10 protein-coding genes, 1 pseudogene and 1 riboswitch are annotated in these 13326 nt (G+C 70.1%); of the genes and pseudogenes, 3 read left to right on the top strand and 8 right to left on the bottom strand.

Going from position 1 to position 13326, the window contains the following annotated elements:
• Nucleotides 1-397: 397 nt before the first annotated feature.
• Genes gcvP through gcvT form a run of 3 tightly spaced genes read right to left on the bottom strand, consistent with a single transcriptional unit; the run spans nucleotide 398 to nucleotide 4980 of the window.
• On the bottom strand, nucleotides 398-3373 hold the full coding sequence (gene gcvP, locus E3T42_RS07695; RefSeq protein ID WP_134366486.1) for an aminomethyl-transferring glycine dehydrogenase: 2976 nt from the start codon (nucleotides 3371-3373) through the stop codon (nucleotides 398-400).
• Between the two features lie 29 nt (nucleotides 3374-3402).
• Nucleotides 3403-3774, bottom strand: coding sequence for a glycine cleavage system protein GcvH (gene gcvH / locus E3T42_RS07690; protein WP_134366487.1), 372 nt, complete (start codon nucleotides 3772-3774; stop codon nucleotides 3403-3405).
• A 33-nt stretch (nucleotides 3775-3807) separates the two neighbouring features.
• Nucleotides 3808-4980, bottom strand: a complete 1173-nt coding sequence (gene gcvT / locus E3T42_RS07685; RefSeq protein WP_134402764.1) for a glycine cleavage system aminomethyltransferase GcvT — start codon at nucleotides 4978-4980, stop codon at nucleotides 3808-3810.
• 180 nt (nucleotides 4981-5160) lie between these two features.
• Nucleotides 5161-5258, bottom strand: a riboswitch (glycine riboswitch).
• A gap of 225 nt (nucleotides 5259-5483) precedes the next feature.
• Here gcvT and E3T42_RS07680 point away from each other — a divergent pair.
• Entirely contained in the window at nucleotides 5484-5828 is a 345-nt protein-coding gene (locus tag E3T42_RS07680) for a LysR family transcriptional regulator (protein ID WP_134366489.1), read from the top strand.
• On the opposite strand, the gene E3T42_RS07675 is transcribed toward E3T42_RS07680, so the two are convergent.
• From E3T42_RS07675 to E3T42_RS07660, 3 genes and pseudogenes are all read right to left on the bottom strand, one after another.
• Complete coding sequence (locus E3T42_RS07675) at nucleotides 5825-7063, bottom strand: FAD-binding domain-containing protein (protein WP_198416026.1); 1239 nt, start codon at nucleotides 7061-7063, stop codon at nucleotides 5825-5827. The genes E3T42_RS07680 and E3T42_RS07675 overlap by 4 nt on opposite strands.
• 38 nt (nucleotides 7064-7101) lie before the next feature.
• Nucleotides 7102-7821: pseudogene (locus tag E3T42_RS17285) on the bottom strand (DUF2461 domain-containing protein).
• A 59-nt stretch (nucleotides 7822-7880) separates the two neighbouring features.
• Nucleotides 7881-8075, bottom strand: a complete 195-nt coding sequence (locus tag E3T42_RS07660) for a hypothetical protein (RefSeq protein WP_198416027.1) — start codon at nucleotides 8073-8075, stop codon at nucleotides 7881-7883.
• 88 nt (nucleotides 8076-8163) lie between these two features.
• Here E3T42_RS07660 and E3T42_RS07655 point away from each other — a divergent pair, with 88 nt between their 5' ends.
• The gene (locus E3T42_RS07655) at nucleotides 8164-8970 is read left to right on the top strand and encodes a 2'-5' RNA ligase family protein (RefSeq protein ID WP_134402761.1); all 807 of its coding nucleotides are present in this window, start codon (nucleotides 8164-8166) and stop codon (nucleotides 8968-8970) included.
• A gap of 245 nt (nucleotides 8971-9215) precedes the next feature.
• Here E3T42_RS07655 and E3T42_RS07650 read toward each other — a convergent pair whose 3' ends face one another.
• Entirely contained in the window at nucleotides 9216-9785 is a 570-nt protein-coding gene (locus E3T42_RS07650) for an HhH-GPD-type base excision DNA repair protein (protein ID WP_174235670.1), read from the bottom strand.
• 185 nt (nucleotides 9786-9970) lie between these two features.
• Nucleotides 9971-10282, bottom strand: a complete 312-nt coding sequence (locus E3T42_RS07645) for a hypothetical protein (protein WP_134366493.1) — start codon at nucleotides 10280-10282, stop codon at nucleotides 9971-9973.
• Nucleotides 10283-10556: 274 nt separating this feature from the next.
• On the opposite strand from E3T42_RS07645, the gene E3T42_RS07640 reads away from it, so the two are divergent.
• A complete protein-coding gene (locus E3T42_RS07640) occupies nucleotides 10557-13271 on the top strand; it encodes a LuxR C-terminal-related transcriptional regulator (RefSeq protein ID WP_134402760.1) in 2715 nt (904 codons plus the stop codon).
• Nucleotides 13272-13326 lie beyond the last annotated feature (55 nt).

The following is a 13326-nucleotide window of genomic DNA, read 5'->3' as shown; positions in this document are numbered from 1 at the left end:
GCCGCGCCCCGCCTCCCCTGCCCGCCGCGCCCCGCCTCACCTGCCCGCCGCGCCCCGCCTCACCTGCCCGCCGCGCCCCGCCTCCCCCGCCGAACCTCGCCCGCCGGTGCCCGTGCGAATTCGACGGAGATTCTGCTGCAAAAGGCTCAAATCGGGCCGAAAAGCGGCCGGATGCTCAAAATCTCCGTCGAATTCGTCCAGGAGGCCTGGCCGACCGGCGCCGGCCGTGCCGCCCGGCAGGGTGTCTGCGAAAGCAGGCACGGAGACGCAGGGTGCACCGAAACCTCGCCGAGCCGTGAGTTGCGACTCTCTATTTCCAAAAAAGAGGAGCTTTCCTCACGGCTCCGCGGACGCGGGCGGGGCCTCTGCGAAGCAAGGGGGGGCAGGGGCCGCCCTACTACTCGAAGGCCTCGGGCGGCGGGCAGGCGCAGACGAGGTTGCGGTCGCCGAAGGCGTTATCGATGCGACGCACCGGCGGCCAGTACTTGCCACGGATGAGCGAGCGCACCGGGTAGACCGCGGTCTCGCGGTCGTAGGCGTGCGTCCACTCCCCCTCGATCACCGACTGCGCCGTATGGGGGGCGTTGTGCAGCGGGTTGTCGTCGGCCGGCCAGCGACCGGAGGCCACGGCATCCGCTTCGGCCTTGATCGCGATCATGGCCTCCACGAACCGGTCGATCTCGCCCAGGTCCTCGCTCTCGGTGGGTTCGATCATCAGCGTTCCCGACACCGGGAAGCTCATGGTCGGCGCGTGGAAGCCGTAGTCGACGAGGCGTTTGGCGACATCATCGACGGTGACCCCGGTGGCCTCGGTGAGCGGGCGGAGGTCGAGGATGCACTCGTGCGCGACCAGCCCGTTGTCGCCGGAGTAGAGCACGGGGAAATGCGCGTCGAGCCGCTTGGCCACGTAGTTGGCGGCGAGCACAGCGGCGCCGGTGGCCTCCTTGAGCCCCTCGGCCCCCATCATCCGCACATAGGCCCAGGAAATGGGCAGGATGCTCGGGCTGCCGTAGGGCGCCGCCGAGACGGGTCCGCCGGCGTGCACGATCGTGCCGCCTGATCCATCGCCCGAACCGGCACCGGCACCAACACCGGCACCCCCGCCGGCACCGAGCAGGTAGTGCTCGTCGCTCTGTGCGAGCGGGTGGCCGGGCAGGAATGGGGCGAGGTGCGCCTTGGCCGCGACCGGCCCGACGCCGGGTCCGCCGCCGCCGTGCGGGATGCAGAAGGTCTTGTGCAGGTTCAGGTGCGACACGTCGCCGCCGAAGTCGCCGTAGCGGGCGAAGCCGAGCAGCGCGTTCAGGTTCGCACCGTCCACGTAGACCTGGCCGCCGGCGTCGTGCACGGCACGGCAGATGGCGCCGACCTCGTGCTCGTAGACGCCGTGCGTGGAGGGGTAGGTGATCATCAGCGCGGCCAGGTTGTCGGCGTGAACGGCGATCTTCGCGCGCAGGTCGTCCAGGTCGACGTTGCCCAGCTCGTCGCAGGCGACGACGACGACCTTCATGCCGGCCAGCACAGCGGAGGCCGCGTTCGTGCCGTGGGCGCTGGACGGGATCAGGCAGACCAGGCGCTCCGCGTCGCCGTTGGACAGGTGGTAGCCGCGGATGGCGAGCAGGCCGGCCAGTTCGCCCTGGCTGCCCGCGTTGGGCTGCAGCGACACGGAGTCGTAACCGGTGACATCGCTCAGCCAGGTCTCGATCTGGCGGACCAGTTCGAGGTAGCCCTCGACGTCGGCGCGCGGGGCGAAGGGGTGCAGCCCACCGAATTCGGGCCAGCTGACGGCCTCCATCTCGGTGGCCGCGTTCAGCTTCATCGTGCAGGAGCCGAGCGGGATCATGCCCCGGTCGAGCGCGTAGTCGTAGTCGGCGAGGCGCTTCAGGTAGCGCATCATGCTCGTCTCCGAGCGGTGCGTGTTGAACACCGGGTGGGTGAGGAACTCGCTGGTGCGGTGCAGCTCGGGCGGCAGGCCGGCCTCGACCATGCTGAAGTCGACGAGGCCGAAGGATTCCCGGCCGCCGAACGCCCCGACGACCAGGGCGAGGTCGGCGAGCGTCGTCGTTTCGTCGACCGAGATCCCGATCGTGTCCGCGTCGACGAGGTGCAGGTTGACTCCGCCGTCGGCGGCCGCGGCGACGATCTCGGCGGCGCGACCCGGGCTCGACACCCGGACGGTGTCGAAGAAGGTCGCGGTCACGACGTCGGCTCCGGCGGCGAGGAGCGCCACAACGAGCTGGCCGGCCCGTTCGTGCACCTGACGTGCGATCGTCTTCAGCCCGTCGGGGCCGTGGTAGACGGCGTACATGCCGGCCATCACGGCCAGCAGCACCTGGGCCGTGCAGATGTTCGACGTGGCCTTGTCACGACGGATGTGCTGCTCACGCACCTGAAGCGACAGTCGGTAGGCCGGGTGGCCGACCGCGTCCACGCTGACGCCGACGAGCCGGCCGGGAAGCTGGCGTTCGAGGCCCTGGCGCACGGCCATGTAGCCGGCGTGGGGACCGCCGAAACCCATCGGCACGCCGAAGCGCTGGCTGGTGCCGACGGCGACGTCCGCGCCGAGCTCGCCGGGCGAGGTGATCAGGGTCAGGGCGAGCAGGTCCGCAGCGACGACGGTGAGCGCGCCCTGCGCCTGGGCGGCGGCGATGACGGCCGCCGGGTTCCAGACCCGGCCGGACGCGCCGGGGTACTGCACGAAGATCCCGAAGTGCTCGCCGAGGTCGGCCACGGTGGCCGCGCCGGTCGCGACCTGGCCGGCGCCGCCGGTGCTGACGTCGGCGAGGGCGATCTCGACGAGGTCGATTCCGAGTGCGGCCGCGCGGTTGGCCAGCAGCGCCTTCGTCTGCGGCAGGGCGTCGGCGTCGACGATGAACCGGTTCGACTTCGACTTCGACGCGCGGCGGGTGAGGAGCATGCCCTCCACGACGGCGGTCGATTCGTCGAGCATGGACGCGTTGGCCGTGGACAGTCCGGTGAGGTCCGCGATCATGGTCTGGAAGTTGATCAGGGCCTCAAGCCGGCCCTGCGAGATCTCGGGCTGGTAGGGCGTGTACGCCGTGTACCAGCTGGGGTTCTCGAACACATTCCGCTTGATCACCGCCGGGGTGACGGTGTCGTAGTAGCCCTGCCCGATCATCGACCGCTTGACGGTGTTACGGTCCGCCAGCGTGCGCAGTTCGGCGATCGCCTCCCGCTCGGTGGCGGCCGGCGGCAACGTGCTGTCGCCGAGCACCCGGAACTGGTCGACCTGGATCGAAGCGGGCACGGCGGCGTTGACGAGAGCGTCGACCGAGTCGTAACCGAGGATGGCCAGCATGCGGGACTGGGCGTCGGCATCCGTGCCGATGTGGCGTTGGGTGAAGGGCTGTGACATGTGTCGGGAACCTGTGCTTCTTGTTTTCGTTACTCGCCGACGAGGGCGGAGTACTCGGCGTAGCTGAGGAGGGGAGGAAGCTCGGCGTAGGTGACCTTGATCAACCAGCCGGCGCCGAACGGGTCGCTGTTGACGAGCTCGGGGCTGTCGACGACGGCGTCGTTGGTCTCGGCGACGGTGCCCGTGACGGGGGCGAACAGCTCGCCGACCGACTTCGTGGACTCGATCTCGCCGACGACGCTGCCCCCGGCGACATCGCTGCCCACGGCGGGCAGCTCGACGAAGACGACGTCGCCGAGCTTGTCGGCGGCGTAGGCGGTGATGCCGACGGTGACGGTGTCGCCGTCGACCAGCACCCACTCGTGCTCGGCGGTGTACTGGAGTTCAGTCTTGTCTGCCATGGGGTTTCCTCTCGAGGGATGGATTAGGGGTGTCTATTTCTGGCGCTGGTAGAACGGAAGGGCGGTCACGGTGGCGGGGATGCGGGTGCCGCGCACGTCGATGAAGACCTCGGTTCCGAGGCGGGCGAGGCCCGGCGCCACGTAGGCCATGGCGATCGGATGTCCCAAAGTCGGTGACAGCGCCCCGCTCGTGATCACGCCGTCGGCCACGGTCGCGTCGGCGCTGCGGAAGATCGCGTAGTCGGCCCGGCCGGCGCGTTTGCCGGCCGAGGCGAGTCCCACGAGCACGCGGGCCTCGGCGCTGGGACCTTCCTCACTGGCTTCGCGGCCGATGAAGTCGACCTCCTTGGCCAGGTTGACGACCCGGCCGAGCCCGGCCTGGGCCGGGTAGGTGGAGGTTCTGAGTTCGTGGCCGTAGAGGGGCATGCCGGCCTCGAGCCGCAGGGTGTCGCGGCTGGCGAGCCCGGCCGGGACCAGCCCGTGGACCTCGCCGGCGACGAAGAGGGCGTTCCAGAGAGCCAGGGCGTCGGGCACGTCGACGTAGAGTTCGAACCCGTCTTCGCCGGTGTAGCCGGTGCGGGCGATCAGTACCGAGGCGCTCTGGAAGGTGCCGCCGAGGGCGCGGTAGTACTTGAGCGCGGCCAGGTCGCCGTCGACGGTGAGACCCGCGGTGGCTTCCAGGATGGCCCGGGAGTTCGGGCCCTGCACGGCGATCAGGGCGACTGCGTCGCTCCGGTCGGTGACGGTGACGTCGAAGCGGGCGGCGCGCGCGGAGAGCGCTTCGACGGCCTGGAACCGGTTGCCCGCGTTGGCGACGACGAGGAACTCCTCCTCCGCCGTGCGGTAGACGACGATGTCGTCGATGATGCCCCCGGCGCGGTTCAGGATGAGGCTGTACTTGGCCTGCAGCAGCTCGATCACGGAGAGCTTGCCGGCGAGCGCGTAGTCGAGGAACGCCCCGGCATCCGGCCCGACGACGACGATTTCGGCCATGTGCGAAAGGTCGAAGATGCCCGCGCCGGTGCGCACCGCGTGGTGCTCGGCCAGGTCGCTGGAGTACCGCACCGGCATCTGCCAGCCGGCGAAGTCCGTGAAGCTGGCGCCGGCTTCGACGTGCGCCTGGTGCAGCGGGGAGAATCGCTCCGTGGCGGCGGGAGCGGAATCGGTGTCGGCAGAAGAAGTGAGGGCGGCGTTGTCCGAGGTCATGAGTTCTCCAGGTCGTCGTCGGCTAAGAGCCGAGCGAGATTCTCCGGGGCACGATCGAGCGATCGAACTCCTGGGAACTCCCCCTCTGTCGTCAGGCCTGAGAGCTTCACCGCATCCGTCGGGACGTGACTTTCACCATGGGCGAGCCGCGTTGGTGCCGCGACTACTTTTCAGAGTGGCCAGTTCGATGCGGTACGAGTACCTGAGAGATTGTCGGGGAGGATTGCTCCTTCGGTGTTCGCTCGCCTCCCGGCGTCGAACTCTCCCGCATCGACCTTGATGGCCCGGTATTCACTTGAGGGTATTCACTTGATGCTGGTGCTGCGCGCTAGGGCGTGTGCGCTCTCAGCCTAGCGTGCGCCGGGCACCGGGCGAGCGGGCAGCGGACGAGCCGGCACGGGGGCCGTGACGGATGCCGCGGCCTCCGGGCGACGCCCGCGGGAGGGAGCGCGTACCCTGTTACTCTGCCCGCGATTCATGCGGGGCACGAAGAAAGGCGTTCCGTGGACATCACCCTCCTCCGGCATTTCATCGCCGTCGCCGAGGAGTTGCATTTCCCGCGCGCCGCGATGAACCTCAATGTCTCCACCCCGAAGCTGCGTTCCTCGATCGCGAAACTCGAGACGAACCTCGGCGTCGTGCTCATCGACCGCACCACGGAGACCACCCGGCTGACCACGGCGGGCAACCTGTTTCTGACGGAGGCCCGCGCCGAGCTGGCCGCCTCGGATGAGCCCTGGCAGCCGCCGCTGCCCGCGGGCGGCAAGGCCAAGGCCTCGAAGGGCAAGGGCCGCGCGCCCGAGGTCAAGGGCCAGCCGCGCCCGGGGAAGCGCCGCCAGGGCCGCTAGCCCGCGCCCGGATCGTCGGCGACGACCCCGGCCGAGGCTCGGCGCCAGGCCGAGAAACTGGCCACCGAGCCGCTGTGCGGCGCCACCAGCCACGGCCACGGATGCAGTTCGGCCGCGCCCTCCGCGTAGCGCGCGAAGCTGGGCACCGGCGCGGACGTGACGGCCGCGTCGAGGCTCGGAACGACCACCCGCGGGTCGCCCAGGTGCACGACCACCTCGCGCCGCCGGGCCAGATCCTGCAGGGTTTCGACGGTGAAGATCAGTCTTTTGCTCGAGAGCCGCAGCCGGGCCAGGGCCGGCTCGTCGAAGACGAAGACGACCGGAAGCGCGGAATGCGCCTCGAGGGCCGGATCGGCGTCGCCCAGGGAATCCACCGTCAGCAGGACCGACCGGGCCGCGCGGCGCCGGACGGCGACGGAGGGTCCCCTTGTGGCGGCCAGGTGCGGATCGCGTGTCAGGTTCGCCGGCGCATCCGTCACCGGCGCCGGTGCGGCGGCCGCCGGGAACTGCTCGATCGGGCAGGCCTGGGCGAGCGGGCAGGCACGGCAGAGCTGCGGGGCCCGTTTCTCCACCTGCCAGCGGGCGAAACCGTAGGGGCTGCCGGTCCCGGCGCCCACGGTCCACTGCCAGCCCAGCAGGTTGGCCGCGCGCGAGCCGTCGAGCAGGTGCCGGTAGAACTCCTCCTGGCCGGCATGCCACCCGGCGCCAAACCTCACCGTGTACTGGGAAGCCAGCCACATCCGGGTCTGGTTGACCAGCCAGCCGTCGGTTTCCAGCTCCGACACGACCGAATCGACGCAGTGCATGCGCCGCGGCCAGGCCTCGGGTTCGAACCCTCCGGCCCAGGGCGCCGCGAACCGCAGGTTTCGGTGCAGGGCCACGCCCACCCGCGCATAGAGATGTCGGGCGTATTCCTGCCAGAGCAACTCGTCCCGGAATTTGCGGGTGTCCCGGGCGGGTCCGTCTGCGACGTGATCCCACGCCCGGCCGAGCGGCACCAGCCCGTGCCGGATGTACGGGGAGAGCCGGGAGGCCCCGCGGTCGGTTTCCGGCAGTACCTGACTGCGCCTGGCCGCATAGCCCGCGACCGAGAACCCGGCCAGGGCACGGTCGGCGCTGGTCTGGCCGCCCCGGATGCCCGGACTCGCCCGCACCTCGTCGTCGTCGTCGACCAGGTGGCGCAGGTGGCGGCGCACGACGGCTTCCGCGGTTCCGTCGTTCAGGGCGATGAGCACGTCTGATTTTAGACTCCGCCCCACGGCGCCAGGAAGCGCTACGCCTGCTTGCGGCGACCGGCCGCTGCCTCGCGCTGCAGGGGCGTCACCGAGGCCAGCGGCACGTTCAGCCGCTCGACCAGCGGGGCGAACGCCCGGAACCGCTCGAGCACCAGGTCGGTGAAGTCTTCGCCGAGGGCCACCGCGCCGGGCAGGGTGCCGGTCAGCGCCCAACTGCGGTTCTGCAGCAGGTCGGCTGCCGGGTGCTCCGCCGGGAATCCCTTGGGCGCCCGGATGAGCGGGTTGCCGTCCAGCGGGTCGGCCAGCCCGGTGCGCGACACGTCGGCGAGCACGCCTCTCATGGCGCCGTGGTGCTCGAGCAGGTAGTCGCGGATGGCCCGCAGTTGCTGCGGGCCGGGACCCCAGGAACCGCCCGCGACCATCACGCTCTGCACGCCCACCTGCAGGAAGAAGCCCGCTCCCCCGCTCTTCTCCAGACCCTGGCGCGGCCAGAACGCCGCCAAATTGGTCTTCTAGGGGGTCTTGTCATGGGAGAACCGCACGTCGCGGTAGATGCGCATCATGGCCTTGTTCGGCGGGCGCAGATGGTTTGGCGCGAACTCGGCCAAGCTGACGTTCACCGCCTCGGCGACGGCCAGCATCCGTTTCTTCAATTCGAGCTCGTAGGTCGGTTTGTGCTCTTCGAACCATTCGCGGTTGTTGCGGTGCTCCAACTCCTCGAGAAAATCGAAGGTCTGTTCGCTGAAATGGGGACCCACTGCACGCTCCTTGACGTGGCCGGCGGCGCCTAACCGCGGGGCCGTCCTTCTTAGCCACCCTACGCAGGAACAGCAGCGGCAAGGTCACGGTCGCGAGGGCCGTGACCAGCCACACCACCAGCGTGGCCAGGACCCAGGCCTGCCAGCCATCCCTGCCAGGTGAGGGTGAAGCCGTCGAGCACCAGCGACGCCACCCAGAGGCCGAGAGTGCCGGAGCCGAGGAAGATGGCCGTGCGAATCAGAAAGCGGATCATGACTGCCCCTTTCGTGGCCGCGGCCTTCGCCGCGTCCGAGCATTGTGTCACCCGCGGCGCTCCAGCGGGAAGCACCTAGAATCGGCGCATGTCCCGCCTCGTCGTCGTCCTTCCGCTCACGGCGCTGCGCACCGGTGACAGCTTCCCGGTGTCGGAGTGGCCCCTCCACATCACCGTGCTGCCTCCTTTCCACACGGATGCCGCGGCATCCGTGATCGCCGGCGTCGTTGCCGGCGTCGTTGTGGGCGTCACCGGAGGTGTCGACGCCGTCTCGGCCGGCGGCCGCACCGCCATCACGGCCGTCGCGGGCGTCGAAGCGCTGTTCGGACGGCGTGAGGACGTGCCGGTGACCCTGGTCGTGGACGACGCGGCCCTGACCGAGCTGCACCGGGCACTGGTGGACGCCGTGCGGCCCTTCGCGTCCTCCCCGGACGAACCCGCGTTCACCGGCCCCGGCTTCCGGGCCCACATCACGATCAAGAACGGCGCCCGCGTGCACGAGGGCGAGGTGCTCACCCTCGCCCAGATCGCCCTCGTGGACATGGCGCCCCGGGCGGCGGCCGGCGGCCGGAGCGTGCTCGCCGTTTTCCCCCTGGCGGCTCCCGCGGCGACCGCGCTCGGCCCAGGCAACGGGGTTTCAGGCTCCGCCCAGGCCCTCGCCGACCACGAAGACGGTGAAGAACAGGGCGGCCGGTACCGCCACGGCGAGGGCGATGATGTTCAGCACCGAGCGCTCCCGCCACAGCCAGACGCAGAGCAGGTTCACGATGGCCGCGGCATCGATCAGCACGGTTCCGATCGCGGGCATCACCCAGGTGTCGGTGACCGGGTAGGTCTCGCGGAAGAGCGTCGTGATCAGCGGCAACACCAGCCAGGACGCCAGTCCGAGGGCTGACAGCACGATCGCCCAGCAGCCGATCGGGCTGCGCGGAAACGCCTGGGTGATGCCGCCGCCCTGGCGGGGTGAGGTCGAGTGAGGGGGGGGTGGTATCGGGGCCGGGGCGGGCTCGTCCCGTGGATTCGACACGAGCATCCACCTCTTCTCCCTGTGCACGCTTCTCCAAATGCGCGGCCGCGGCTGCGTAACCGGCTGGCGGCCACTGTATTCCCCGGACGCGGGCCGCGCGAGGTTGCGCCCGGTTAGGCCTTTTTCGCGGCTGCCTTGGCCGCCCGCTTCGTCTCCCGCACCAGGGCGAGCGATTCCGGGTCGACGATGTCGGCGACGGAGCGGTGCGAGCCCTCCTCGCCGTACGGGGCGCACACTTCCCGCCACCCCGGCGCCTCGACCCCGAGCCGCTTGCCGAGCAGGGCGAGGAAGATCCTGGCCTTCTGCTCGCCGAACCCGGGCAGCCCCTTCAACCGGCGGAGGATCTCGGCGCCGTCCGGGGTGCCGGTGGTCCAGATTGCGGCGGCGTTGCCGTCCCACTCTGTGGCCACGACTTCGGCCACGGCCTGGGTGCGCGCGGCCATCGAGCCCGGGTAGCGGTGCACGGCCGGGGTGCTCCGGAACACCTGGGCGAAGGCGTCAGCATCGAAACCGGCGATCACCCCCGGGTCGAGGGTCCCGATCCGGTCGCGGATCTTGGCGGGACCGGCGAACGCCGTCTCCATCGCGATCTGCTGGTCGAGGAGCATTCCGACCAGGAGGGCGAACGGGTCCTCGCTGAGCAGGGTGTCGGCGGCGGCGTCACCGGTAATGTGCAGCGTCATGGTGCTCATTGTGTCACCGGCCGGCGCTGGCGGTGCCGTTCGCCGGCCATCGCCCCCGCCGAGTTCGACAGTCTCGGTCGAGTTCGACCGTCTCGGTCGAGTTCGACCGGCGCGCCCCTCGAACTCGACCGGAAGTGTCGAACTCGCCGCACCGGCAGCTCGATCGAGCGTGCCCATCGATACGACTAGGTCGTGTCGAAACCGTCCTCCACGACGAACCAGCTGTGCGTGTGTTCGGCTCCGACGCCGTCGAGAAGGGCCTGCGCCGCGTGCGGCACGCCCGCCTTGCGCAGGGCCAGGAGGGCCTCCATGTCCCACCAGGTGGACTGGATTCGCCAGGACCCGTCCTGGCCGCGCAGGAGCTCGGACCTGACCAGCCCGTCCGGCTGCCCCGCCGCAAGCATCCGCCGGTAACCGTCGAGGAGGTCGCCTTCACGCTCCGGCAACCCCCTCGCGTCGACTGAAGTGACGACAGGCTTGTCCCTGGGAATGTCCATCTGCGGCCTCCGATCGATCCGGTCGAAGCCAATCTAACCCAGGACGCCGTACGACTGAATGCCGCCCGGCGACAATCGGGGCGCGGATGCGTCGGCAACCGCCGCGAGCGGCGATGGCACCCCGCCGAGCTCGACACTTGCGGTCGAGTTCGATCGGCACGCCTGCCGAACTCGACCGGAACCGGCGATCTCAGCGACTCCCGCCGCCGCGGATAGCCAGGCCCCAGGATTTCGGTGCGGTTGTCGTGACGTCGTCTGTCTCTAGGATGAGGGCATGGCGATGCCGGTCCTCGCGACCAAGCTCTTCATCCCCCGACTCCGGTCCCGAGCGGTTCCTCGACCGCGCCTCGTCGAGCGTTTGCGCGAGGGGCTGCACTCCGGCCGAAAGCTGACGCTCATCTCCGCCCCGGCCGGTTTCGGAAAGACCACGCTGCTGAGCGAGTGGATCGCGGATGCCCGGCGCCGCGACCCCCAGCTGCGCGTCGCCTGGCTGTCGCTCGACGAGGGCGACAACGACCCGTCCCGCTTCCTCACCTACCTCGTCGGAGCCCTGCAGCGGGCCGATCCCGCTCTCGGCTCGGAATCGTTGACGCTCTCGCCGGCCTCGATCGAACCGGCGCTGACGGGGCTGATCAACGACGTCGCCCAGAGCCCGGCCGAGATCATCCTGGTACTCGACGACTTCCAGCTGATCGAGGAGAAGACGATCCGGGACGCCCTCGTCTTCTTCCTCGACCACCTTCCGTCGAATCTGCACCTGGCTGTCGCGAGCCGCTCCGATCCCCTTCTCCCGGTGGCGCGACTGCGCGCCGGCGGCGAGCTCACCGAGTTGCGTGCCGCCGACCTGCGGTTCACTCCGGACGAGGCCGCCGCCTTCCTCAGCCAGATGGCGGGCCTCGAGCTCTCCCCCGAGGACGTCGCCGCTCTCGAATCGCGCACGGAGGGCTGGATCGCCGGCCTCCAACTGGCCGCTCTGTCCATGCGGGACCGCTCGGACGTCTCCGGTTTCATCCGGGGATTCACCGGAAGCAACCGCTTCGTGATCGACTATCTCGCCGAAGAGGTGCTGCAGCGTCAGCCCGAGCAGGTGCGGGAATTCCTGCTCCGCACCGCGATCCTGGACAGGCTCAGCGGATCCCTCTGCGAGGCCGTCACCGGGCAGGCCGGCGGCAGCGACGTGCTGGAGTCGCTCGAGCGGGACAACCTGTTCCTCGTTCCGTTGGATGACGGACGGCAGTGGTACCGCTACCACCACCTCTTCGCGGATGTGCTCCGGGCGCGGCTGCTGCGCGACCGGCCCGACCTCGTGCCGACCCTCCACCGTCGCGCCAGCGAATGGCACGAGCGGAACGACCTGCCGGAGGAGGCGGTCACGCATGCCCTGGCGGCGGCGGATTTCGCCCGCGCAGCCAGAGTGATCGAGGGCTCCGTTCCCGCGGTTCGCAAGAGCCGGCAGGATGCCACACTGCTCCGCTGGCTGACGCTGCTGCCCGAGGAGGTCATCGATCGCCGACCCGTGCTGGGCGTGTACCGCGCGTGGTCGTCGCTGGTCTCCGGCGACGTGGAAGCGATCGAACCGCGCCTGCGCGTCGCGGAGAGGGCGTTGGCTGCCACGACGGATGACGGCGCCCCCGGCCACGACTCGGCCGACAGCGAGGAACTTCGCACTCTCCCCGTGACCATCGCCGTCTACCGGGCTGCCGCAGCGCAGGCGCGCGGGAAGGTGGTCGGCATGAAGGAACACGCCGAGCGAGCCCTGGCGCTCACCCAACCCGACGATCATCTGGGGCGCGGCGCGGCAGCTGGGTTCCTCGGGCTCGCTTCGTGGACGACCGGCGATCTCGAGTCCGGGCTGCGTGCCTTCGGCGAGGTCAGGTCCAGCCTGCGTCTGGCCGGCAACCTGGCCGACGTGCTCGCGACCACCATCGTGCTGGCCGACATGCTCGTTCCGCTGGGCCGGTTGCGGGAGGCGCAACGGGCATACGAGCAGGCGTTGCAGCTGGCGGCCGAGCAGGGCGACCCGCCCCCACAGTCAACGGCGGACCTGCACGTCGGGATCAGTGAACTGCTCAGGGAGCGGGGCGAACTACCGGCCGCCGCCGAGCACCTGGCTGCGAGTGAGGCGCTGGGCGAACAGGCCTCGTCGAGCGAGAACCGGCATCGCCGGTTCGTGGCGATGGCGCGAATCAGGCAGACCGAGGGAGATTTCGACGCCGCCCTCGACCTGCTCGGCACGGCTGAGGGCCTCTACCGGCGCGGGTTCTTCCCGGAGGTGCGCCCGATCGCCGCGATCAGGGCACGGATCTGGATTGAACAAGGCAGGCTCGCCGAGGCCCTCGCCTGGGTCACGGGCCAGGGCCTGTCCGTGGATGAGGACCTCACCTACCTGCGCGAGTTCGGGCACATCACCCTGGCGCGGCTGCTGATCGCGCAACAGCGGGCCGATCCGCGGGGGTCGATCCAGGCGGCCACCGGATTACTCGACCGCCTTCTCGTCGCCGCGGAAGCGGGCGGACGCACCGGCAGCGCGAACGAGATCCTCATCCTGCAAGCGCTGGCGCAGGAGGCGCAGGGCCGGATTCCCTCGGCGCTGCCACCGCTCCACCGAGCACTCTCCCTGGCCGAACCGGAAGGCTACCTGCGGCTCTTCGCCGACGAAGGTGCGCCGATGACGGCGCTTCTGGACGCGGCCGCCGACGCGGGAATCCTCCCCGACTACGTTCGCCGGCTCGGTCGGGCCCTGCGGCAGACCGACGTCGACAGGGCGAGTCTCCCGGGCATCCCGGAGGCGTTGAGCGAGCGGGAGTCGCACGTGCTCCGGCTGCTGGCGACCGAGCTCAGCGGCCCCCAGATCGCGAGCGAACTCTACGTCTCGCTCAACACGCTGCGCACCCACACCAGGCACATCTTCGCCAAGCTCGGCGTCAACAGCCGCCCGGCCGCCGTCACCCGCGCCGCCGAGCTGGGTCTGATCCAGCGCCGGGTCTGATCTGGCTCCGCGACACAATCACCACCTCAATCACCACGCACGGTGATGCCGCGTC

Origin of the sequence: Cryobacterium sp. TMT4-10, assembly GCF_004403275.1 — a bacterium.
In the GTDB taxonomy this organism is placed as follows: Bacteria; Actinomycetota; Actinomycetes; order Actinomycetales; family Microbacteriaceae; genus Cryobacterium; species Cryobacterium shii.
This window is presented reverse-complemented; position numbering and strand designations above follow the sequence as displayed.